Genomic DNA, 22,372 nt, shown 5'->3' with positions numbered 1-22,372 from the left:
GCATATCTTTTTATCCTATCACTTATATTTATTAGCCATAGCAACATTATTTGCCGCTTCCATACCTGTTTTTAGAGCACCCTGTATCCAAGCATGCTTACCAGAAACATGTTCTCCTGCAAAGAAAACTCTATTTTGATATTCAGGTTTTTTAGCAGACCACGAGAAGGTGTTTTTTTGCCCGGGACTGTAATAGGCAAAGCCTCCTAAAAACCACTGTTCATCATTCCAATTTACACTAGCATGATCAAGGAGAAGGGTGTCTATATAGTCCTTAGGAAGGCAGTGGATCTGTGCAATCTGTCTTTGAATCTCATGAAGTCTTCTACGAGCAGGGAGATTTCCTAGACGATTGGCATCTAAGGCGTAATTATAGGTAGCCAATAATACTCCTGGTTCTTGCGGAGGTAGGGTAGGTGCATCTATATATTGGCTATGGTCTGAAGGATACCATAGGGATGTAACAGGACGATCAGTAGCGGAATTTCCTCCTAGTTTGGGACCACAGAGTATGCCAGGATTTTCCCAAAAGCGTTGAGCATAAAAATGAGCAGATTTAAAGGAATTTTCATAGGTGAGCTCCTGAATAGCCTGCATTTTATCACTGGAAAATAGAGGACATAATTCCACATGGCGTAAAGTAGAAAAAGGAATAGCACAAACAATATAATCAAAGGTTTGTTGATGTGTTCTAGGATTTTTCTTGCTTTTATAACAAAGGGTAACGGGACCACCGCTCATGGGCTGTTGAATTTGCTCTACCCAATGTCCATCCATCCAGGTAACCTCACCTAATAAGTGGGGCGGAATATTAGGATAATAGCGTCCTACATTAGCATCCCAAAAGGAATGATAAAAGGCCAGGGGAAGTTCCGTTGTCCCGCCCTCAATACGATAAAGAGATTCAAAATCCAAGGAATAGATTTCTTGGTATAGCTCCATGGTACTATTGTAATAAAAATCTCCTATTAAGGGGGAGAGATTACCCAACATATCTACAGCGCCTCGGCTAAGACCTGCTCTTTGATATAAATCCTTGATCTTCAAAGAATCCAAAGCGACGATCTCTGGACTATACTCCTTTCTAATTTCAATAATCTCTTGACGCACGGCAGGAGGTAAAGCCAGAAGGGGAGGATTAATAGCACTGTTAGACAATTTCCGCCAAGGGGTGATTTTTTCTTGGGGGGTGAGGTCAAAAGCAGGATAGATATTTCTCATGACGCTAGTCTCCTCTGGATCATTACAGGCATAACGATGGCGAATATAAAAAATGTCTCCAGGAGTAGATTGAATAAAGGGCCGGGTTTTTAAATCAAACAGATCAATATAATGCCATAGGGTTTCATGGGAAATGGGTAATCTCATGGCACCTAATTCTCCATAATATCTTTTTTGGGAGTCAAAGTAGCGGGTATAGATCCTGCCTCCTATACGGTCTTCCAAGGCGTCGAAAATAGTGATATCATAACCGAGTTTTCTCAGTTCAAAAGCAGCAGATAATCCTGCAGCGCCTCCTCCAATGATCCCAATACGTATGTTTTTTCCAGAACCTAGGGGAGCGATATTGGTAATATCTGCTGGAGGGCTCAAGGCTTCCAATAGATAAGGAAAGTCTTCTTCTCGATTTTCCTGCTGTAATAACTCTAATAATATTTTTTTTCTTTCCTCTTTAGTAGGTTGATTAGGTGTAAAGTTCAATTTTCAACCTCCTTATTCTTTCAACTTTTCTATCATAATAGTATATGTAAAGGCGAGGGAATGAATTTAACACAATTTCCCCATATCATCTTTTCTATCATAATAGTATATGTAAAGGGATAGGGGAAAGTGCCCAACAAAGTTTTTAAAACATAGTACTATTTTATTGGGAATATAGTATAATGGAGTACAAAATATTCAGCAATGGAAAGAGGTCAATATGAGCTATTTATTTTTAATGATAACCATCATAGGGCTAGACCAATGGAGTAAATATAAGGCCCAGGATTTTTTAAGGCAAAGAGGATCTTTCTACTCCATAACCAAAAGATTTCAATTACGCTTAGCGCACAATCCAGGAGGTTTTTATGGACTCCTTGAAAATAAAAAAAGGCTTCTTTATATCATAACCTTTTTTGCCATTGTTGGCTGTGCTTTTCTGTTATATCAAGGCATAAAAAATCAAAGAATGCTGTCCTATAACCTAGCTTTTTCTTTTTTATTAGGAGGAGCCATAGGAAACTTTATAGATCGTATAAAACAGGGGTATGTCATAGATTTTATCTATATAAAATTTAAAAGAGCTCCTATATTCAATCTAGCCGATGTCTCTATTTTTGTAGGGGCACTGATGCTTAGTTATTTAGAGATAGTCTATGGAATTTTTTAATAACAAAAAAGGCTCATGATGAGCCTTTTTTTGTTATCTAGGAATACAGATTGTTTGACCAATTTGAAGTCTATTGGGATTTACTCCTGGATTAGCTGCTTGGATTGCTGCTACGGTAGTGCCATATCTTTGGGCTAAGGAATAGAAAGTATCTCCTGACCTAATGGTGTAAGGAATAGTATTTGGAGGACATGTTCCTTGAGATGATCCAGGTATACAAAGAATTTGCCCTATTCTTAAATAACTAAGATCTGTATTGGGGTTGGCTGCTATGATTCCTTGAACTGTGGTGTTATATCGATTGGCTAAGGAATACAAGGTGTCTCCTGATCTAACGGTATAGGCAAAGGTACCAGCAGGACAAGTTCCTGGGGGTGGCGTTGTGCCTGGGATACAAATGATTTGACCAATTCTTAAAGCATTAGGGTTTACTCCAGGGTTAGCATTAATCAAAGCTTGCACCGTGGTATTGTATCTCATAGCAATATTATAAAAAGTGTCACCTGCTCTAATGGTATAAGAAGTGGATCCAGGGGGACAATTCGCCGGCGGAGCTTGAGTTGGTATGCAAATTACCTGACCGATTTGTAAGGCATTGGGATTTATTCCAGGATTTGCACTCATAATGGCATTTACTGTAGTACCATATCTTATAGCTAGACTGTATAGAGTATCGCCAGCACGTATGGTATAGGAAATTGAGCCTTGAGGACAATTTGTTACATTTACTTTCATAAACTACACCTCCTTATTTTAATATATTCATTACAAAGAGAATGTGACACAAAACTCAGTGAAAACTCCTCGATCTCTAAAGATCGAGGAGTTTTCTGTTAAATTTATGCTCGAGGGATACATAGGGTGTCCCCTATGATTAAATTATTAGGGTTGGCATTAGGGTTGGCTCTTTGAATAGCTTCTACTGTAGTATTGTACTGTCTTGCCAAGTTGTAAAAAGTATCCCCTGATTTTATTGTATGGGCAAAAGTTCCCTTAGGACAAACCCTGGGTGGAGTAGTTTTTTCTGGTATACAAATGACCTGACCTATTTGTAGATTGTTAGGATTTACTCCTGGATTGGCTGCCTGAATAGCTTCTACCGTTGTATTGTATCGTTTAGCTAGATTGTAGAAAGTGTCCCCTGACCGAATGGTGTAGGCAAAGGTGCCGCTAGGACAAACCCTGGGTGGAGTAGTTCTTTCTGGTATACAAATGACCTGACCTATTTGTAGATTATTAGGATTTACTCCTGGATTGGCTGCTTGAATAGCTTCTACTGTAGTATTGTACTGTCTTGCTAAGTTGTAAAAAGTATCCCCTGATTTTATCGTATGGGCAAAAGTTCCCTTAGGACAAACTCTAGGTGGAGTAGTTCTTTCCGGTATACAAATGACCTGACCTATTTGTAGATTATTAGGATCTACCCCTGGGTTTGCTGCTTGAATAGCCTCCACCGTTGTATTGTATTGCTTAGCGAGGTTATAGAAAGTATCCCCTGATCGAATGGTGTAAGCAAAGGTACCAGTAGGACAAACTCTAGGTGGGGTGGTTCCCTTTGGAATACAAATCTTTTCTCCTATTTGTAGATTATTAGGATTTACTCCTGGGTTGGCTGCCTGAATAGCTTCTACAGTTGTATTGTATTGCTTAGCTAGGTTGTAGAAAGTATCTCCTGATTGAATGGTATGAGTAATAGTTCCCTCGGGACAGGCAGCAGGTATAGTAAGAGGAATGCATACTTTTTGACCAATTTTCAAGTTGTTGGGATCTATTCCGGGATTCACGGCCAAAATATTTTCTACTGTAGTATGGTATAGCTGTGCAAGACTGTAGAGGGTATCTCCTGCCTTTATGGTATGAGCAAAGGTTCCCTCAGGACAAGTAACTGGTGGTGCCATTTCAGGAATACAAATTCTTTGTCCTGGCATGAGATTGTCTGGGTTCACTCCAGGATTTGTTGCAATCAATTCCTCTACGGTAACGTGGAATCTAGCAGCAATAGAATAAAAGGTATCCCCCATTTGTATAGTATAAGCAAAGGTACCAGCAGGACAGGGCATAGGAGTGGGGGGTGCTATGGGTATACAAAGAATTTGCCCCACCCTAAGACAGTAGGGATTGATCATAGAATTCACCTTTAAAATGGCTTCTACAGTTGTATTATATCTTAAAGATATATTGTATAGAGTATCTCCTGGTTGGACCACGTAGGGTAGAGTACCTATAGGACAACTGGGATTATAATAATACATGATTTACTTCACCTCCTCATTTCTCTTACAGTATATTCAGCAAAGCACAAAAAGGTTATGAATTTTAAAGATTAAGAATTTTATAGATAGGAAATGAATAATAGATTATTAAAGGATCAATCTGGGTAAAGCTTTAGGCACAAAGAAAGGGGCAGTTGATATGATGAAAAAGGCGTTTCCATATATTTTCTTTTATATAGGATCCTTCCTACTGGGATTTTTTGGTCTATCCCAAATGATTGTTTTAAAAACCCTAGGCCAAAAGATCCCCTATATTATTTTGGTATCCATCGGATACCCTGTACTGATTGGAGGGCTGATATGGTGGATGAGGAAAGAAGTTTTGAATGAGGAAAATAAAGAAAATGAGGAAGATGAAGAACAAATAGATGGGGAAGAAGTTGTAGAAGAAACCGAAGAAGGAATAGAAGAGTTAGAAGAAGTTTCAGAAATATCAGAGAGAGAAGGAGAACAAATTGAAGAAGAAAAGGAGCTTTTTCAGGAAGAAAATCTGGAAGAAGTTCAACAACTAGATTTCTTTATGGAACCCAGAGAAGAGTTAAAGAAAGTAGAAGAAGCAGTAGCAGAAGAAGAAGAGTTTCAACAACTAGATTTCTTTATGGAATCTACAGAAAATTTAGAGGAAGAAAAGCAAGAAGTCACCGAAAGATCAGAGCTATAAGATAAAATAGAGATTATAACATAAGCAATAGATAAAATATTCGGATAATTACGTAAGATAAATAGATTTATTCAATGAAAGTTCGTGTTTTTCTGTTGACAACTATCCTATGATTTGTTATGATGAATCTAGAAAATTGAATGACTCACCTATATAAATTCAGGAATATGGCCTGAGTGTCTCTACCGAGCAACCGTAAATTGTTCAACTATGGGTGAAAGGAACCTTTATAGAGTGTATTCTTTATAAAGGACCGCGTTGCTATGCGACGCCCATAACCTCTGGATGAATATACAGATGGCTTGGTTTCACTTATAGACCGAGTCATCTGTTTTGTTTTTACTACAAAAAAGGAGGGTATGATTATGCTTGCAAGAAAACTTCAAAATGATAAAGGACCTCAAAATCTTCAAAACACTGGACTCCTAGAAAGACTATTTCAATTGAGGGAGAACGGTACAAGCATTAAAACTGAAATATTGGCAGGTATTACTATTTTTATTACTATGGCCTATATTATATTTGTTAATCCAAGTATTCTAAAACAGGCGGGAATGAATGTCCAGGGACTTTTGGGGGCAGAGGCAGAGGCTGTTGGCCTTGGAGATCCAATAGTAGGTGCTGTATTTGTAGCCACCTGTGTGGCAGGGGCTATAGGCTCTATCATCATGGGTCTATATGCAAACCTTCCCTTTGGACTAGCTCCAGGTATGGGATTAAATGCTTTCTTTACCTATAGTGTTGTTTTAGGAATGGGATACACGTGGCAACAAGCCCTGGCAGCTGTTTTTATCTCTGGTATCTTATTTATTATTTTATCAGCCAGTGGAATTAGAAAGGGTATTGTAGATGCTTTACCTGCATCATTAAAACAAGCCATAACTGGGGGAATAGGATTATTTATCGCTTTTGTAGGGATGCAAAATGGACATATTATTGTGGACAACCCTGCTACCCTAATTGGCTTTGGAGATTTTACCCAATCGGCAACTGCTCTTACTCTAATTGGATTAGCTATTACCGGAATTTTAATGGCGAAACAAGTAAAGGGAGCAATTCTAATCGGTATTGCCATTACTACCATTGTGGGAATTCCCCTAGGAGTTGTGCAATTAGGTGAGGGTTTTAGTGTTATGGCTATGCCTCCCAGTATTGCTCCTACTTTTGCAAAAATGGATTTTGCAGGATTATTAAATGTAAGTGGAGAGTTGACCATTATTGGAGCAATCATGAGTGTAGTAACCGTTGTTATTTCTTTTAGTTTAGTAGATATGTTTGATACCATTGGAACTTTGGTAGGTACAGCTACAAAAGCTGGATTAGTAGATGAAAAGGGAAATGTGAAGAATATGGGTAAAGCCCTTTATGCTGATGCCATAGCTACCAGTATAGGCGCTTTGATTGGAACCTCTACCACTACCACCTATGTAGAAAGTGCAACTGGTGTAAGTGAAGGGGGAAGAACAGGCTTAACGGCTGTTGTGGTTGGTATTTTATTCCTATTGGCCTTATTTTTCTGGCCCTTGGTAGGTATTGTACCTGCTGAAGCTACAGCCCCAGCATTAATGATTGTGGGAGTACTCATGATGACTTCTGTAAAAAATATTAACTTTGAAGACTTTACAGAAGCTATGCCAGCATTTTTCACTATGGCAATCATGCCCTTTTCCTATAGTATAGCCAATGGTATTGCAGCAGGAATGATTATGTATCCAATTACCAAGCTAGTTACTGGAAAAGGAAAAGAAGTGCATCCGGCTATTTACATTCTCGCAGTATTATTTATCATAAGATTTACCATATTACCTCAATAATGTCATTTGTAAGAAAATAAAGCCCAGCATCTAAATTTAGATGCTGGGCTTTACTTTATACAATAAAAAAATAGCTGAGCAGCTATTTTAATTATTGTACTGTTCTTTTATGTTTTTGGATGGAATCAAAATATCCTTTAAAAGCTTCTCGCAAATTTTTACTAAACTTCCGTTTTCGTCAATTTGAAATACATTACAGGTTTCCTTTGAAATGACTACTTCTGAATAGCAGCTACTGCAAAAGAATTTTTTTCTTCCAATCTTACCAATGTAATTTTGTCCGCAAACTGGGCATCTCATGGGAATTTCCTCCTTAAAGAAAGTAAAAGGAACCATAGTTTCTAATGGTAAAAACCATTAGAAACTTCATCTATATTTATAAAGGGGAAAGTTGAAGGGGGTATGGTTCCTATATAAAAATTAGATAAACTAATTTCTTGTCTTTATTATAGGGGATCAACCTTTAAATTACCTTTAAAAATATAAAAAGTTATAAAATATTTTTAGTTTGTTGGTTACTGCAGTGAATTTTTATACAATTACATAGGGAATATATTGATAAAAAGAAAGAAGAAGGATTTTAATGCAAAATAAAGGAACATATTTTATAATAGGAGTGAGGTGATGAGCATGAGAGTACTTTTAGTGGAAGATGAAAAAGCTCTAGCGGCAGCTCTTTCTAAAATTTTAGAGAAAAATAATATCCAAGTGGATATTTGCAACGATGGGGAAGAAGGACAAATATTAGCAGAAAAAGATATTTATGACGTAATTATTTTAGATATCATGCTTCCTAACAAAAGTGGATTAGAAATATTAAAGGATTTGAGAACAAACAATCATAAGACCCCCGTTTTGTTTCTTACCGCCAGAGATACAGTACAGGACAGGGTAGTGGGGTTAGATAGTGGGGCAGATGATTATTTGATTAAACCCTTTGCTACTGAGGAATTATTGGCACGCCTTAGAGCATTGGTGAGGAGACCTAAGGATCTAATAGATGATCATATTTTAGAATTTTCTAATATAAAATTACACATTGATAAGGGAGAGTTAGAGGTAAAAGGCAAGATAAAGAGACTGACCACTAAGGAAACTCAACTATTGGAATTATTTTTAAGAAACCCTGGGATGGTCTTATCTAAAGAACAGATACTCGATAGAGTATGGGGAGTAGATGCTACTGCCATGGAAAATAGTGTGGAAATATATATCCATTATCTTAGAAAAAAACTAGGACATAAGGCAGAGGTCATGATTGAAACCGTTCGGGGTATGGGCTATGTAATTAAGGAGAAAAAGGATGCTTAATAAATTACGACTGAGACTTACCTTTTTTAATACTTTAGTGCTGACGGTCATTTTATCCATCATTTCTATATTTGTCTATGTATTAATGTATTACAATCTCTATAGTGATATTGACGAGACATTGATTACTTCTTCTCATCAAGTGGAAAGTTATGTAAATTTCCTACAGGATAATACAAAGGATAAAGAAATAGATTTAGAAAAGAAAAATGAATATGCCCGTATCATTCATAATATGATCAGAAACAATATTTCTTATATTGTATGGGATACAGAGCAAAGTATGAATATCAACTCGAGCTATATAGAGTTAGATGATGAATTGTTAAAAGGAATACGAAAAGGCGTAATGAACCAGCTGGAGGAAAATGATAAAATAATAAGAGATTTAAATAGAGAATTTTATTTCCAAACCATAAGTCAAGAGGGAATCAATTATAGAATATGCACCGTAGTCTTTTCTACAGATTTGCAAAGAAATAATCTTCGCACCATACAGACGATAAAAACCCTAAAAAATGAAAAGGATGTACTCAATAGGCTGACCTTTACCTTACTTTCAACGGTAATCGTGGGGATAACCCTTTCCTTTATTGGAGGATATATTCTAGCTGGACGATCCTTAGTCCCTATTCAAAAATCATGGAAAAGACAAGAGGAATTTGTGGCAGATGCTTCCCATGAATTGCGTACCCCTTTGGCAGTGGTACAAACCAATCTAGAGGTGGTAAAGGGAAGTCCAAATGAACTGGTTTCTAGTCAGGACTATTGGATCAATAATGCCTATGATGAAACCCTTAGAATGAATAAGCTAATTGAGGATTTATTGTTCCTTGCGAGGGTAGATTCTGGAGAGACCTTACTCGAACAACAGGAAGTAGATTTTACCTTCTTATTGCAAGACGTTAATGAAAAACTAATGCCCTTGGCAGCAAAAAGCCAAATAAGAATTTTTGGAGATATTGAGGAAAACCTAAAAATTTTGGCGGACTCCAATAAACTAAGACAACTTATGGTCATTTTAATTGACAACGCCATAAAATACAGCAGCCCAAATAGCATGATCAGGATAAAGGGAAAATCTTTTAAAAACGGTGTGATGGTAGAGGTCATAGATCAGGGAATAGGAATGAAAGCTGAAGAGATAAAAAGGGTCTTTGATCGATTTTATAGAACCGATAAGGTCAGAACAAGAGAACAAGGTGGAACAGGCCTAGGCCTTTCTATAGCCAAATGGATTGTGGATATCCATCGTGGAAAAATTGAAATAGAGAGCAAATACCAACAAGGAACAAAAGTATCGGTATATTTGCCTGCTGAATAAAAAGAGGGGGATAAACATGGTAAAAAATCAATTATCTATAGATGAATTTGTAAAACATATAGAATTTTCAAGAAAATTATATGATATTGCCCGTATAGTAGATCCAATAAAAAATCAAGTGTTGGATTATTCTGGAGGACATATTCTAGCTTCCAATACAATTTGTTATGATTTTTGGCAGAGGGGTGTGGTTTGTGAAAACTGTATTTCCAGAAGAGCCCTTCAAGAGAAAAAACCCTTTATGAAGATTGAATATAATGGGGAAAAGATATATATGGTGCAGGCTATCCCCTTAGCATTAATGGAGCAGGAAGTCGTACTAGAGCTATTAAAGGACATCAGTGAGGAGCGTCTACTATTTGATATTGTAGATGAATCTAGAAACGATATCTATAAATTATTGGAAGAGAGAAATGCTTTCATTATTAAAGATGCCCTAACAGATGTATATAATCTCAGATATATTAAGGAACGACTACCCTATGAAATCATAAATAGCCATATACAAGATCAATATATTTCTCTCATGATCTTAGATATTGATCATTTTCGAAATATCAATAAAGTCCATGGTCCTGAATATGGAAATCATGTACTGAAAACCCTAGCCCAAAAAGTACAGGGAAAAGTGAAAGAAAAGGGATGGATGGCAAGATATACTGACGATGCGTTTATCCTTTGCATAGAGGACATAGATCCCCAAGGGACTAAGGAAAAGGCTCAGGAAATCAGAAAAATGATAGAAAATCACCCTTTTACTTATAAAGAGACTACGAAAGAGATCACCATCAGTATAGGGGTTTATACGGCTCTAAAGCCAGATATTAATGCGGATGAATTTATAGAGGAGGCCTATTCTCTACTCCTTCAGGGAAAAAAAGAAGGGGGAAATAGGGTAGTGGCCAAGGAATAGGGGATGGATATCTATCCTATCATCAGGCATGATCATTTTCCTATTTGAGGAGAACAATGAATGAAATATGAGGCAAATAGTGAAAAGGGATAATCAGTAGAGTATAGGGAAAAACTAGCTGGAAGATAGATAACCATGGAATATTCCATAGAAAAATAGCGGGTTTTATGATATATTTAGAGAATATGAATAAAAGGAAATAGCAAAAAAGAAAGGTGTGCTCTATGGATAATAATACTTCATCAAATTTTATTAGAAATATAGTTATTGAAGATTTAGAATCAGGAAAACACAAGGAAATTATCACTCGTTTCCCACCAGAGCCCAATGGATATTTACACATCGGTCATGCAAAATCTATTACACTGAATTTTGAATTGGCCCGTGAATTTAAAGGGAAAACAAATCTTCGCTTTGATGATACTAACCCTTTGAAGGAAGATGTGGAATATGTGGAATCCATTAAAGAAGATGTACAGTGGCTAGGATTTAAGTGGGATAATCTACACTTTGCTTCGGATTATTTTGAATACATGTATGAAAAAGCAATCTTATTAATTCAAAAAGGAAAAGCCTATGTAGATGATTTATCCTCAGAAGAGATTAGGGAATACAGAGGAAGTTTGACTCAACCTGGTAAGGAAAGTCCTTATAGAAACCGTTCTGTAAAAGAAAATTTAGAATTATTTGAAGCTATGGCCAAGGGAGAATACCAAGATGGCTCTAAAGTACTAAGAGCAAAAATAGATATGACTTCCCCCAACATGAACATGAGAGATCCGGTATTATATCGTATTGCCCATGCTTCCCATCACAATACAGGAGACAAATGGTGTATTTATCCTATGTATGATTTCGCTCATCCTTTAGGGGATGCCATAGAAGGGGTAACCCACTCTGTTTGTACCCTAGAGTTTGAAGACCATAGGCCTTTATATAATTGGGTAATAGAAGAATGTGAGACAGAGAATGTACCCCGCCAATATGAGTTTGCTAGATTGAATTTGACCAATACGGTAATGAGCAAAAGAAAACTTAAACAATTGGTAGATGAGGGAATAGTGGATTCATGGGATGATCCTCGTATGCCTACCATTTCAGGACTTAGAAGAAAAGGGTATACTCCTGAAGCCATTAGAAACTTCTGCCGAGAAATTGGTGTAGCCAGAAATTATAGTATGGTAGATATGCAAATGTTAGAACATTTCATTAGAGATGATTTAAAACAAAAAGCATTAAGAACCATGGCTATACTAAAACCCTTAAAGGTAGTTATTACAAACTATCCTGAAGGTCAAATAGAATATTTACCAGCGGAAAATAATCCTGAAAATCCAGAAATGGGAGAAAGAAGAATACCTTTTTCTAGGGAAATCTATATTGAGCAGGAGGACTTCATGGAAAATCCGCCCAAGAAATATTTCAGACTGTTTCCTGGAAATGAAGTGCGTCTTAAACATGCCTACTTTATTCAATGTAATGAGGTCATCAAAGATGATGAGGGCAATGTGGTAGAAATCCGCTGTACCTATGATCCAGAAACCAAAAGTGGTACGGGTTTTACAGGAAGAAAAGTAAAAGGAACAATTCACTGGGTGGAAGCTAGCCAAGCAATGCCAGCTGAAATGAGATTATATGAGCCTTTAATCCTTGATGAAGATCAAAAAGAAGAAAGACATTTCCTAGAGAATATCAATCCCAATTCTTTAGAGGTATTACAAGGTCTTGTAGAGCCCACTATGGCCGACGCAAAACTCCATGATAAATTCCAGTTTTTCCGTCATGGTTACTTTAATGTTGATCCTAAATATACCACAAAGGATAAGTTGGTCTTTAATCGGATTGTATCCCTAAAAAGCTCTTTTAAATTAAACCGATAAAAGGGATGGACAAAAAAATTTACAAAAGGCATTAGAGTTAGGAAAAAATTCCCGACTTTAATGGCTTTTTGTTTTTTTATTTTCTATCCTCATGGAGGAAATCTATTATAGAAAGGAATAAATACAATGGAAAAACTTATGCTTACCCTTTTGGCAGCAGGGGCAGGAGGCCTGTTGGGAATAAAACTTAAGATTCCCGCTGGAGCCATGATTGGATCTATGTTTGCTGTAGCCCTATTAAATATCTTTACCGATAAGGGGTATATCCCTGGGAATTTTAAACTGGTAGCCCAAATGGTCATTGGAGGGCTTATTGGGCTTCGATTTACAAAAGAATCCTTTTATGAGTTAAGAGAATTGATTTTTCCTACCATTATCTTAGTGATAGGGCTTACAACCCTATGCGTAATTACAGGATATATTGTTTACCGTTTCACTGATTTAGATTTAGTAACAGCTTTGTTTAGTACAGCTCCCGGTGGGCTTGCGGATACTACTATTATTGCAGAGGCCTATGGCGCCGACGTAAAAAAGGTAGCTTTAATGCATTTGATGCGATTAATTACTGTCATTACCCTATTGCCCCTTGTGATCAGATATATCATTGAGCATATCCCCAATTAGGAAGAAAAAGTAAAGCCCATAAAAAGTACATCAAAAGTACAAGCAAATACACCAAAAAAACTTGGCAATGTAATCCTTTAAATTTAAAATAGTAGTAGAAGTCTTGGAGAGGATACGGGATACCGTACTCGGGATACTGTATACAATCAATCATGATTTCTATGCTTTTATGGAGATTTTTAGAAAAGAAATAAATGCTAGTATAATCTAGTGAAAATCAAGAAATTTATTTCAAAGAGATGTATAGCTCCAATTTAAAAGCAAAGAATATAAACATGGAAAAGATGGATTTCTATAAAAATGAAAAGAGGTGTACTTAATGGGTGAAAAAATTACAACAAATCAGCTAAAGAGTAATAATGGTTTTACCATATTCGGAATGCCAGTTTATCTATTTGTTATTTTTGCAGTAATTATGGTAGCATCTATCTTTACAGAAACTCTGGGAACTGGTATGGCGAGCTCATTTGCATTATTATATTTTCTAGGAATTATTTTTAATGAAGTAGGGGAAAGAGTTCCTCTTTGGAATACCTATATCGGTGGTGGCCCTATTTTAGCCTTTATAGGAACAGCCTATTTAGTTTATGCAGGCATTTTACCTGCAAAGTACGTGGAGTCTGCCACGGTATTTATGGATGATGTTGATTTTCTAACTCTATTCGTAGTGGTACTGATTACTGGTTCTGTATTATCAGTAGACAGAAAATTATTGGTAAGATCATTCTTAGGATATATTCCAGCCATTCTTGGGGGTGTATTATTTGCCATGATCTTTGGAATTGTGGCAGGACTTTTCATGGGAATTGCCCCTGTAGAAGTTGCTATAAAATATGTACTACCTATTATGGGTGGTGGTAACGGTGCAGGAGCTGTGCCTTTAAGTGAAATTTGGGAGGCTACCACAGGACAACCTAAGGGTGAATATTACTCCTTTGCTATTTCCATCCTAACCATAGGAAATATCTTTGCGATTATTGCAGCCGCCTTATTAAATAAATTAGGAAAGGCAAAGCCTGCATTGACAGGGGATAAGACCAACCTAATGAGAAAATCTGCTGAACTTGATGCAGAGGATAAGGTAGATTACAAACCAAATTTAAGAGAGATAGCCAATGGTCTTGTTTTGGCAGGAATGTTCTATGCCCTAGGAAGTTTATTCTCTGGATATATTCTTCCAAGTATTGGAGGCGTTGTCATTCATAAGTTTGCCTATATGATTATTTTCGTAGTTCTTGCCAATGCCTTCAATCTTATTCCTGAGAACCTAAAGGTAGGGGCAAAGAAATTACAAACCTTCTTTACCAAACAATTCCTTTTAGTTATGATGGCAGGTGTGGGGATTGCTTTCACAGATTTAGGAGAAATTATTGCTGCGATCACCCTTCAAAATGTTGTAGTAGCGGTATTCATCATAATTGGTGCAGTAGTAGGTAGTGGTTTAGTAGGTCACTTAGTAGGATTCTTCTTTGTAGACTCTTCTGTAACTGCTGGTCTTTGTATGGCCAATAGGGGAGGTTCCGGTGATATCCAAGTATTAGGAGCTGCTGATAGAATGGAATTAATGCCCTATGCTCAAATCTCATCCCGTCTAGGGGGAGGACTTGTGTTGGTTATTGGTAGTGTACTATTTGGATTATTTATGTAATAATATTTATAAGGATAAAGATCTACTAGAATTTTCTGGTAGGTCTTTATCAAAGTTTTGTTTTATTTTTTTGGATAAGCACGGGATACCGTATACAATGACCTCAAAGGGAGGGAGCTAAAGTGGATAAGGCATTTTGTACCTATGTGGCCTATTTAGCGCAAAAATCTGTGCTGTACGAGGTAAGTGCTACTCCAAAGCCAGGTTTAGTGGATCGAAACAACTCAGGAGCTCATAGGGATATGGACTTTTTTACCTTTATGTCTAGCGGGGCATCCTTATATGAAGGTTTTTTTCGCTGTACCTTACAGGGTATGAACTTTCAAGGTTTAGATCTTTCCCAACTCTTAGGAGAGATACGATCTATTGGTATAGAAATGGAAGAGAAAATGTTTAAGAGCACTAGGGGCATAAATACTCATAAGGGCATTATCTTTTCCCTAGGAATTTTATGTGCCGCGGTGGGTTATCTCTACCAGAAAGAAGAGAAACAAAATCCCAAAGCCGAAAGGGTCTGTGAAGTTGTTGCTCAAATGACCAAAGGTATAACTCATACAGAATTGGAAAATCTAAAAAATAAGAAACAGTTTACCTATGGGGAAAAACTCTTTTTACAGTATGGAATTACAGGTATTCGCGGAGAGGTAGAATCAGGATTTAAAACGGTGAGGAAAAAGGGAATAGACCTCTTTAGAGATTTGTCCTCCCAGGATGAAATAGAGATTAACCATATCCTCATCCAAATTTTACTAAGTATCATGACCCTCTGTGTAGACAGTAATGTAATCTCTCGCCAGGGTATAGGTGGACTAGAATATGTGCAAAAATATGCTAGGAAAATAATATCCCAGGGAGGGGTTTTTTCCAAAAAGGGAAAGGAAGCCATAGAAGTCATGGATAGAGATTTTATTAAAAGAAATATTAGTCCCGGTGGCTCAGCGGATCTTATGGCGGTGACCGTTTTCTTGGGCATGCTGGAGGATACAGGAGTGTGAGCCCGAATGGAGTATGAAAATTTTCAATATAGAACTATAGACAAAGAGAATAAAACTGAGATTATTAGGATACAAGAATTTTTAAAACAACAACATCTAAGGTTAGATGAGAACTTGGAAGAGATCATTGGTATTTATCAAGGAGAACAAATTTTAGCTGTGGGCGGTATTCATGGGAAAACCCTAAGATCTATCGCAGTAGATCCTAAATATAAGGGTACAGGAGTGATCAATTCCCTCATGTCCCAGCTGATGAATGCACAATACCAAAGAGGGAATACCCATCTTTTTATTTATACAAAGCCTGAAAACATAAAGTCCTTTTCCTATTTTGGTTTTAAAACCATAGCTCAAGTAGAGGATAAGGTGGCTTTGCTAGAAAATAATCCTCAGGGTATTGAAAACTTTGTGAGGGAAGTTTCCAAGGAGAAGAAACAGGGGAAAATTATTTCCTCTCTAGTGATGAATTGCAATCCCTTTACCCTAGGTCATCAATATCTCATCGAGAAAGCGGCCCAGGAAAGCGATGTTGTTCATCTTTTTGTGGTGTGGGAGGATCGATCTCTTTTTCCCTCAGAGGTAAGATATGAATTGATTAAAAAAGGCATTGCCCATTTAAAAAATGTGAATATCCATAAGGGCAAGGATTATATTATCTCCAATGCCACTTTTCCTTCCTATTTCATAAAGGATGAAGGAGATGTAGTCAGACTTCATGCAATGCTGGATATTGAAGTTTTTGCTCAATATATGGTGCCAGCCCTAGGGATAAACAAAAGATTTATAGGGGAAGAACCCTATTGTCCTGTGACCAAAACTTACAATGAGGTCATGAAGGAAATTCTTCCTGGATATGGGGTAGAGGTGGTGGAAATACCTAGGGTACAAAAAGATCATGAAATCATTAGTGCTTCTAAGGTAAGGGAACTCATTAGAGTAGGAAAAATCCAGGAGATAGGGAAATTGGTGCCCCAAACTACCTATAACTTTTTACTTTCTGAAAAAGCAATACCCATTATTGAAAAAATTAAAAAACAAAGGATACGACATTAATAGGAGGTGTAAGTAAATGAGAATTATTAAAGCAGGTATGGCAGGAACTATGGAATCCAGTGATATTAGTATAATTGTTGAACCAAATACTCAAAAGGGAATTGAGATTCAACTAAATAGCTCTGTAGAAAAACAATTTGGAAATCAAATTAGAAAGGTAATTACGGACACTTTGAAGGGGTTAGGCATCTCAGAAGCCCTAGTAAGAGCCAATGATAAAGGAGCCTTAGACTGTATTGTAAAGGCCAGAACATTAGCAGCTACCTATCGAGCTGCAGGAGAAGAAAAATTTAACTGGGAGGAATTGGACAAATGGGTAGATTAAGAAGAACAATGATGTTTGTTCCAGGGAATAATGCAGGAATGTTGAAGGACGCCCATATCTATGGTGCTGATTCATTGATGTTTGACCTAGAAGATTCCGTATCCCTACATGAAAAGGATACTGCAAGATTTCTTGTGTATCAGGCAATTAAAACTGTAGATTATCAAGGAACAGAAATAGTAGTGAGAATAAATGGATTGGATACTCCCCATGGACGGGATGACATAGAAGCCGTGGTAAGGGCAGGAGTAGATGTAGTAAGGCTCCCTAAAACCGAAACACCTCAAGATATTAAAGATGTAGAAGAAGTTATTGAAGAAGTGGAAAGAAAAATAGGTAGAGAAATCGGCTCAACTAAAATGATGGCGGCTATTGAAAGTCCTTTAGGTGCAATGAGTGCCTATGAAATCGCAAAGGCTAGTAAAAGACTTATTGGAATTGCCATTGGTGCTGAAGACTATGTCACCAGTATGAAAACCAATAGATCCCCAGAGGGAATTGAGTTATTGGGAGCAAGAAGTCAAATTGTCATGGCAGCTAGAGCAGCAGGAATCTATGCGCTAGATACGGTCTTTTCTGACGTGGATGATGAGGAAGGTCTAGTCAGGGAAACCAAATTGATTAAACAGCTAGGTTTTGACGGGAAATCTGTTATTAACCCAAGACAGATCCAAACAGTTCATGACATCTTTACCCCATCAGAAAAGGAAATTCAAAAGGCCATAGATGTAAAAAAAGCCATCAAAGAGGCTGAAGAAAAGGGGTCAGGAGTTATTGCCCTAAATGGAAAAATGATTGATAAGCCTATTGTTGAAAGGGCAGAAAGAGTACTAAATTTAGCTGCTTCAGCTGGTCTATATAAGGAGGAAGCGTAAGATGAAAAACGTCATAAATAGAGAAATACCTGATGAGATCATTGAAAAAAATGCGTTAAATGTCTACCAAGGGCCCTTTGCTATAGAACCTACCATTAGACAACATGGACCTAAAGTAACGGCAGTAAAACCTGGAGATTCCAAATTGGTTTCCAGCATAGAAGAAATAATCAAAAAAACTGGGTTAAAGGATGGAATGACTATTTCCTTCCACCATCATTTCCGAAATGGAGATTATATTGTAAATATGGTAGTAGATACCATTGCCAAGATGGGAATAAAAAACCTTACTTTAGCATCAAGTTCTTTAACCAATATTCATGCCTCTCTTATTGAGCACATTAAAAATGGAGTGGTTACCAATATTACAACCAGTGGCCTAAGGGGTGAACTGGCAGAGGAAATTTCTCGAGGACTTATGAAAAATCCTGTGATTATCAGATCCCATGGTGGGAGAGCCAGAGCTATTGAAGCGGGAGACATCAAAATTGACGTAGCCTTCTTAGGAGCACCTGCTGCAGATGAATATGGCAATGCCAGTGGAGCAGTTGGAAAAGCCGTTTGTGGTTCTCTAGGTTATGCTAAGATTGATGCCCAATATGCAGACAAGGTCGTTATTATTACGGACAATCTAGTGGAATATCCAAACCTTCCTGCAAGTATTTCCCAAAAGGATGTGGATTATGTAGTAGCTGTGGAGGAAATAGGAGATCCTTCAGGTATTGCCTCTGGGGCTACCAGGTACACCAAAAATCCAAGGGATCTTTTGATTGCAGAAAATGCTAAAAAAGCTATTGTTCATTCGGGCTACTTTAAGGATGGATTTTCCTTTCAAACAGGTACAGGAGGAGCTTCCTTAGCTGTAGCAAGATTTATTAGAAAAGAAATGATTGACAAAGGGATTACTGCTAGCTTTGCCCTAGGAGGCATAACAAAACCAATGGTTGAAATGCTAGAGGAAGGCCTAGTAAAATCTCTATTTGATGTGCAATGTTTTGATTTGGTAGCCGCAAATTCTATTTCCAAAAATGATAATCATGTGGAAATTGATGCTTCCCTATATGCAAATCCTCACAATAAGGGTGCTGTTGTCAATAAGCTGGATGTTGTGGTATTAAGTGCCCTAGAAATTGATACGGACTTCAATGTAAATGTTATTACAGGTTCTGATGGAGTAATTAGAGGAGCTTCTGGAGGACATTGTGATACCGCAGCGGGTTCTAAATTGACCATGATTGTTGCACCTTTAATTAGGGGAAGAATACCTACCGTAGTGGATAAAGTAAGCCATGTCATTACTCCAGGGGAAACCGTAGATGTGTTGGTAACTGATCGAGGAATTGCGGTCAATCCAAAAAGACAGGATTTAGTAGAAAAATTTAAACAAGCCAACCTACCTCTATATGATATTGAAAAATTAAGAGATTTGGCGATTAATACAGTAGGTACTCCTGATGCTATAGAGTATACTGACCAAGTAGTTGGACTTATTGAATATAGAGATGGAACAATCATTGATGTAATAAAGGCAATAAAATAAAGAGTACGAAGTACAGGTGAGATTCGATGAATAGTTCTAGACAATCTATAATAAATATTATTGAAAGCAGAGAAAAAAGGGTAATACATCAAAGAAAGCTTCTTCAACAATATCAAAAAAATACCCTAGTATCCTATAAGATCAATATTCCAGGGGAGATAAAGGATTCTCCCCTTTATAGGAAGATTTTTAAAAAAGGATGGGAAGAATTAATAAAACAGGCAGAGGACAAATCTATAGAGATCTTATCCAAAGAGGAGTTTTACAAAGCCAGTGGTCCTGAAGGCTATATGGTTTTCAAGGAAGAAGCCACAACAATAAAGAAACTTACCACAAATATAGAGGAACAACATCCCCTTGGACGAATATTTGATTTTGATGTATTATATGGAGAGGGAAAACAAATTTCCAGAACTGACATAGGAAAAAGCCCAAGAAGATGCTTTATATGTGATGGAAATGCCTTTGAATGTGGAAGATCCAGAAGACATTCCATAGAAGAACTAGTGGCATCCATTCATGATAAAGCACAAACCTATTTTGAAAATGAAAAATAGAGGAGAATCAAAATGTCTGACTATATGGAAGAATTAATAAAAAATACTGACCTCTCTAAAAACAAGCCCATGAGGGACGTGGTCTATGAAAGCCTAAAGGAAATTATTATTGAAGGCAAAATTCCACTAGGAGAGAGAATTGTGGAAAAGGAATTTGCAGATAGACTAAACATTAGTAGAACCCCTGTAAGAGAAGCGCTGAGAAAGCTAGAAATGGATGACTTAGTAGAATATATACCAAGAACAGGTGTAGTAGTGAAAAAAATCGGCAAAGAAGATGTTATTGAAATTTATAAAATAAGAAAAGTATTAGAGATTTTAGCTTATAAAAGTGCAGCAGAAAATATAACAAAAGATAAAGTAAAAAAGATACAGGATTTATTAGACGAAACCGAAAGACAAGATCAAGCGGGGAATGTTGAAACAGTATTCGCTATGTTTAGAGAATTCAATAATCACATCTATGATATGAGTAAAATGTATCGTCTAAAGAATATGATAGATGACCTTAATCAATATTTAAAACGATTTAGAAGAATATCCATAGGTGGAGAAGAAAGAAGAACGCAGGCTATTCAAGAGCACAGAATGTTGTTGGATACTTTAATAAAAAAAGACCTAACAAAAATGGAGCAAATCATTGAGAAACATTTAGATTCCTCTCTAGAAATTGTAGTAGATTACTTTGATAATCTGTGATAAATATAGATTGAAAATAGAATGCCCTATGGGAAAAAACTAAAATAAGGAGGGGTAAAATGGCCAAAGTAAAAATTACCGAGACTGTATTACGAGACGCCCATCAGTCTTTAATTGCCACCAGAATGAAAACAGAGGAAATGGTGCCCATTTTAGAGACACTAGATAAAGTAGGATATCATTCCTTAGAAATGTGGGGAGGAGCAACCTTTGATGCTTCCCTAAGATTTTTAAATGAAGACCCTTGGGAAAGATTAAGAATCATCCGAAAACATGTGAAAAACACAAAACTCCAAATGCTACTGAGAGGACAAAACCTATTAGGTTATAAACATTATGCCGATGATGTAGTAATAGACTTTGTGAAAAAATCCATTGCCAATGGAATTGACATTATAAGAACCTTTGATGCCCTAAACGATGTACGAAACATTAAGGTAGCCATAGAAGCTACGAAAAAAGAAGGGGGCCATGCCCAGGCAGCCATATCCTATACCACAAGTCCAGTACACAATACAGAGTATTATCTAAAACTGGCAAAACAAATGGAGGATATGGGAGCGGATTCTATTTGTATTAAGGATATGTCAGGTATCCTCACGCCTTATTATGCCTATGAACTAGTTAAGGCCATAAAGGGAACAGTAAAACTTCCGCTTCAAGTTCATACCCATGCCACTAGTGGTACCGGTTCGATGACTTATTTAAAAGCTGCTGAGGCAGGGGCGGATATCATAGATTGTGCTATCTCTCCTATGGCACTAGGAACCTCTCAGCCACCTACTGAGCCTTTAGTAGCAACCTTACAGGGTACAAAAGAAGATACAGGATTAGATCTTGCATTATTAAATCAAGTGGCAGAGTATTTTAAACCTATACGCAACAAGTATTTAGAAAGCAGAGAGTTAGATCCAAAGGTGCTAGGAGTAGATGTTAACGCTTTGATTTATCAAGTACCCGGGGGAATGTTATCCAACTTAGTATCCCAACTAAAAATGCAAAATGCCGAGGATAAATTTGAAGAAGTGCTCAAGGAAGTACCTAAAGTACGAGAGGACTTAGGTTATCCCCCATTGGTAACCCCATTAAGCCAAATGGTAGGAACTCAAGCAGTATTTAATGTTATTCTTGGGGAAAGATACAAAATGATTCCTAAAGAAATCAAAGCCTACGTAAAGGGAGAATATGGCAAATCTCCAGTAGAGATTTCAGAAGACATTCGTAAAAAGATCATTGGAGATGAGGAAGTCATCACCCACAGACCTGCCGATGATATTGCTCCCCAATTAGAAAACATTCGAAATGACATGAAAGAATATCTAGAGCAAGAAGAAGATGTCCTAAGTTATGGTCTATTCCCACAGGTAGCAGTGGAATACTTCAAATATCGTCAAGCTCAGAAATACAAAATAGATAATACCGTTGTAGATAAAACAAATAAGATTTATCCCGTATAAAAATTAGCTATGCTAGGGTTGGAGTTATTGTACTAGATGTCTTGAGCAAAAA

At 37.1% G+C, this 22,372-nt stretch carries 21 protein-coding genes and 1 riboswitch; of the genes, 17 read left to right on the top strand and 4 right to left on the bottom strand.

What is annotated here, in order from left to right:
* Positions 1-18: 18 nt before the first annotated feature.
* On the bottom strand, positions 19-1,701 hold the full coding sequence (locus NSA47_RS07580; protein WP_257530584.1) for a flavin monoamine oxidase family protein: 1,683 nt from the start codon (positions 1,699-1,701) through the stop codon (positions 19-21).
* Positions 1,702-1,921: 220 nt separating this feature from the next.
* Between NSA47_RS07580 and lspA the strand changes: the two genes are divergently transcribed.
* A complete protein-coding gene (lspA, locus tag NSA47_RS07575; RefSeq protein ID WP_257530582.1) occupies positions 1,922-2,371 on the top strand; it encodes a signal peptidase II in 450 nt (149 codons plus the stop codon).
* Between the two features lie 33 nt (positions 2,372-2,404).
* Here the strand turns inward: lspA and NSA47_RS07570 are convergent, their stop codons facing one another.
* Both NSA47_RS07570 and NSA47_RS07565 read right to left on the bottom strand, forming a co-directional pair.
* A complete protein-coding gene (locus tag NSA47_RS07570; protein ID WP_257530581.1) occupies positions 2,405-3,106 on the bottom strand; it encodes a LysM peptidoglycan-binding domain-containing protein in 702 nt (233 codons plus the stop codon).
* A 104-nt stretch (positions 3,107-3,210) separates the two neighbouring features.
* On the bottom strand, positions 3,211-4,623 hold the full coding sequence (locus tag NSA47_RS07565; RefSeq protein WP_257530579.1) for a LysM peptidoglycan-binding domain-containing protein: 1,413 nt from the start codon (positions 4,621-4,623) through the stop codon (positions 3,211-3,213).
* Between the two features lie 160 nt (positions 4,624-4,783).
* Here NSA47_RS07565 and NSA47_RS07560 point away from each other — a divergent pair, with 160 nt between their 5' ends.
* The gene (locus NSA47_RS07560; RefSeq protein WP_257530577.1) at positions 4,784-5,305 is read left to right on the top strand and encodes a hypothetical protein; all 522 of its coding nucleotides are present in this window, start codon (positions 4,784-4,786) and stop codon (positions 5,303-5,305) included.
* Positions 5,306-5,434: 129 nt separating this feature from the next.
* Positions 5,435-5,536: riboswitch (purine riboswitch) on the top strand.
* 134 nt (positions 5,537-5,670) lie between these two features.
* Positions 5,671-7,119: an NCS2 family permease gene (locus NSA47_RS07555; RefSeq protein ID WP_257530575.1), complete on the top strand. Its 1,449-nt coding sequence runs from the start codon at positions 5,671-5,673 to the stop codon at positions 7,117-7,119.
* An 87-nt stretch (positions 7,120-7,206) separates the two neighbouring features.
* On the opposite strand, the gene NSA47_RS07550 is transcribed toward NSA47_RS07555, so the two are convergent.
* On the bottom strand, positions 7,207-7,419 hold the full coding sequence (locus NSA47_RS07550) for a YrzR-like zinc ribbon domain (protein WP_257530573.1): 213 nt from the start codon (positions 7,417-7,419) through the stop codon (positions 7,207-7,209).
* Between the two features lie 330 nt (positions 7,420-7,749).
* Here NSA47_RS07550 and NSA47_RS07545 point away from each other — a divergent pair, with 330 nt between their 5' ends.
* From NSA47_RS07545 to NSA47_RS07480, 14 genes are all read left to right on the top strand, one after another.
* Positions 7,750-8,430 (top strand): response regulator transcription factor, encoded by a 681-nt coding sequence (locus tag NSA47_RS07545; RefSeq protein WP_257530717.1) that lies wholly within the window; start codon positions 7,750-7,752, stop codon positions 8,428-8,430.
* Positions 8,423-9,754, top strand: a complete 1,332-nt coding sequence (locus NSA47_RS07540; RefSeq protein WP_257530571.1) for a sensor histidine kinase — start codon at positions 8,423-8,425, stop codon at positions 9,752-9,754. Before NSA47_RS07545 ends, NSA47_RS07540 begins: the two co-directional genes overlap by 8 nt.
* A 16-nt stretch (positions 9,755-9,770) precedes the next feature.
* On the top strand, positions 9,771-10,667 hold the full coding sequence (locus NSA47_RS07535; protein ID WP_257530569.1) for a GGDEF domain-containing protein: 897 nt from the start codon (positions 9,771-9,773) through the stop codon (positions 10,665-10,667).
* A 224-nt stretch (positions 10,668-10,891) separates the two neighbouring features.
* Positions 10,892-12,547 carry a glutamine--tRNA ligase/YqeY domain fusion protein gene (locus tag NSA47_RS07530; RefSeq protein WP_257530567.1) on the top strand — a complete coding sequence of 552 codons (1,656 nt, stop codon included), beginning with the start codon at positions 10,892-10,894 and terminating at the stop codon, positions 12,545-12,547.
* A 126-nt stretch (positions 12,548-12,673) separates the two neighbouring features.
* Positions 12,674-13,171 carry an AbrB family transcriptional regulator gene (locus NSA47_RS07525; RefSeq protein WP_257530565.1) on the top strand — a complete coding sequence of 166 codons (498 nt, stop codon included), beginning with the start codon at positions 12,674-12,676 and terminating at the stop codon, positions 13,169-13,171.
* Between the two features lie 319 nt (positions 13,172-13,490).
* Entirely contained in the window at positions 13,491-14,819 is a 1,329-nt protein-coding gene (locus NSA47_RS07520; RefSeq protein ID WP_257530563.1) for a 2-hydroxycarboxylate transporter family protein, read from the top strand.
* A gap of 122 nt (positions 14,820-14,941) precedes the next feature.
* Positions 14,942-15,814 (top strand): triphosphoribosyl-dephospho-CoA synthase CitG, encoded by an 873-nt coding sequence (gene citG / locus NSA47_RS07515; RefSeq protein ID WP_257530561.1) that lies wholly within the window; start codon positions 14,942-14,944, stop codon positions 15,812-15,814.
* 6 nt (positions 15,815-15,820) lie between these two features.
* Positions 15,821-16,867 (top strand): [citrate (pro-3S)-lyase] ligase, encoded by a 1,047-nt coding sequence (citC, locus tag NSA47_RS07510; RefSeq protein ID WP_257530559.1) that lies wholly within the window; start codon positions 15,821-15,823, stop codon positions 16,865-16,867.
* A gap of 16 nt (positions 16,868-16,883) precedes the next feature.
* A complete protein-coding gene (gene citD / locus NSA47_RS07505) occupies positions 16,884-17,192 on the top strand; it encodes a citrate lyase acyl carrier protein (protein ID WP_257530557.1) in 309 nt (102 codons plus the stop codon).
* Positions 17,180-18,067 carry a citrate (pro-3S)-lyase subunit beta gene (gene citE / locus NSA47_RS07500; protein ID WP_257530555.1) on the top strand — a complete coding sequence of 296 codons (888 nt, stop codon included), beginning with the start codon at positions 17,180-17,182 and terminating at the stop codon, positions 18,065-18,067. Before citD ends, citE begins: the two co-directional genes overlap by 13 nt.
* Before the next feature lies 1 nt (position 18,068).
* Positions 18,069-19,607: a citrate lyase subunit alpha gene (gene citF / locus NSA47_RS07495; RefSeq protein ID WP_257530553.1), complete on the top strand. Its 1,539-nt coding sequence runs from the start codon at positions 18,069-18,071 to the stop codon at positions 19,605-19,607.
* A 26-nt stretch (positions 19,608-19,633) separates the two neighbouring features.
* Complete coding sequence (gene citX, locus NSA47_RS07490; RefSeq protein WP_257530551.1) at positions 19,634-20,164, top strand: citrate lyase holo-[acyl-carrier protein] synthase; 531 nt, start codon at positions 19,634-19,636, stop codon at positions 20,162-20,164.
* A gap of 12 nt (positions 20,165-20,176) precedes the next feature.
* Positions 20,177-20,863, top strand: coding sequence for a GntR family transcriptional regulator (locus NSA47_RS07485; protein ID WP_257530549.1), 687 nt, complete (start codon positions 20,177-20,179; stop codon positions 20,861-20,863).
* A gap of 59 nt (positions 20,864-20,922) precedes the next feature.
* The gene (locus NSA47_RS07480; RefSeq protein WP_257530547.1) at positions 20,923-22,320 is read left to right on the top strand and encodes an oxaloacetate decarboxylase subunit alpha; all 1,398 of its coding nucleotides are present in this window, start codon (positions 20,923-20,925) and stop codon (positions 22,318-22,320) included.
* The last annotated feature ends 52 nt before the right edge of the window (positions 22,321-22,372 follow it).

This window comes from Irregularibacter muris, from assembly GCF_024622505.1.
GTDB lineage: Bacteria > Bacillota > Clostridia > Eubacteriales > Garciellaceae > Irregularibacter > Irregularibacter muris.
This window is presented reverse-complemented; position numbering and strand designations above follow the sequence as displayed.

Bases quoted from the DNA above. Each gene is read 5' to 3' on its own strand.
- citX (WP_257530551.1), top strand. From the start codon at position 19,634: ATGAATAGTTCTAGACAATCTATAATAAATATTATTGAAAGCAGAGAA.
- NSA47_RS07530 (WP_257530567.1), top strand. From the start codon at position 10,892: ATGGATAATAATACTTCATCAAATTTTATTAGAAATATAGTTATTGAA.
- NSA47_RS07545 (WP_257530717.1), top strand. From the start codon at position 7,750: ATGAGAGTACTTTTAGTGGAAGATGAAAAAGCTCTAGCGGCAGCTCTT.
- NSA47_RS07555 (WP_257530575.1), top strand. From the start codon at position 5,671: ATGCTTGCAAGAAAACTTCAAAATGATAAAGGACCTCAAAATCTTCAA.
- citD (WP_257530557.1), top strand. From the start codon at position 16,884: ATGAGAATTATTAAAGCAGGTATGGCAGGAACTATGGAATCCAGTGAT.
- NSA47_RS07485 (WP_257530549.1), top strand. From the start codon at position 20,177: ATGTCTGACTATATGGAAGAATTAATAAAAAATACTGACCTCTCTAAA.
- NSA47_RS07565 (WP_257530579.1), bottom strand. From the start codon at position 4,623: ATGTATTATTATAATCCCAGTTGTCCTATAGGTACTCTACCCTACGTG.
- citE (WP_257530555.1), top strand. From the start codon at position 17,180: ATGGGTAGATTAAGAAGAACAATGATGTTTGTTCCAGGGAATAATGCA.
- NSA47_RS07520 (WP_257530563.1), top strand. From the start codon at position 13,491: ATGGGTGAAAAAATTACAACAAATCAGCTAAAGAGTAATAATGGTTTT.
- NSA47_RS07480 (WP_257530547.1), top strand. From the start codon at position 20,923: ATGGCCAAAGTAAAAATTACCGAGACTGTATTACGAGACGCCCATCAG.
- citC (WP_257530559.1), top strand. From the start codon at position 15,821: ATGGAGTATGAAAATTTTCAATATAGAACTATAGACAAAGAGAATAAA.
- citF (WP_257530553.1), top strand. From the start codon at position 18,069: ATGAAAAACGTCATAAATAGAGAAATACCTGATGAGATCATTGAAAAA.
- lspA (WP_257530582.1), top strand. From the start codon at position 1,922: ATGAGCTATTTATTTTTAATGATAACCATCATAGGGCTAGACCAATGG.
- NSA47_RS07535 (WP_257530569.1), top strand. From the start codon at position 9,771: ATGGTAAAAAATCAATTATCTATAGATGAATTTGTAAAACATATAGAA.
- NSA47_RS07570 (WP_257530581.1), bottom strand. From the start codon at position 3,106: ATGAAAGTAAATGTAACAAATTGTCCTCAAGGCTCAATTTCCTATACC.
- NSA47_RS07560 (WP_257530577.1), top strand. From the start codon at position 4,784: ATGATGAAAAAGGCGTTTCCATATATTTTCTTTTATATAGGATCCTTC.
- NSA47_RS07525 (WP_257530565.1), top strand. From the start codon at position 12,674: ATGGAAAAACTTATGCTTACCCTTTTGGCAGCAGGGGCAGGAGGCCTG.
- NSA47_RS07550 (WP_257530573.1), bottom strand. From the start codon at position 7,419: ATGAGATGCCCAGTTTGCGGACAAAATTACATTGGTAAGATTGGAAGA.
- NSA47_RS07540 (WP_257530571.1), top strand. From the start codon at position 8,423: ATGCTTAATAAATTACGACTGAGACTTACCTTTTTTAATACTTTAGTG.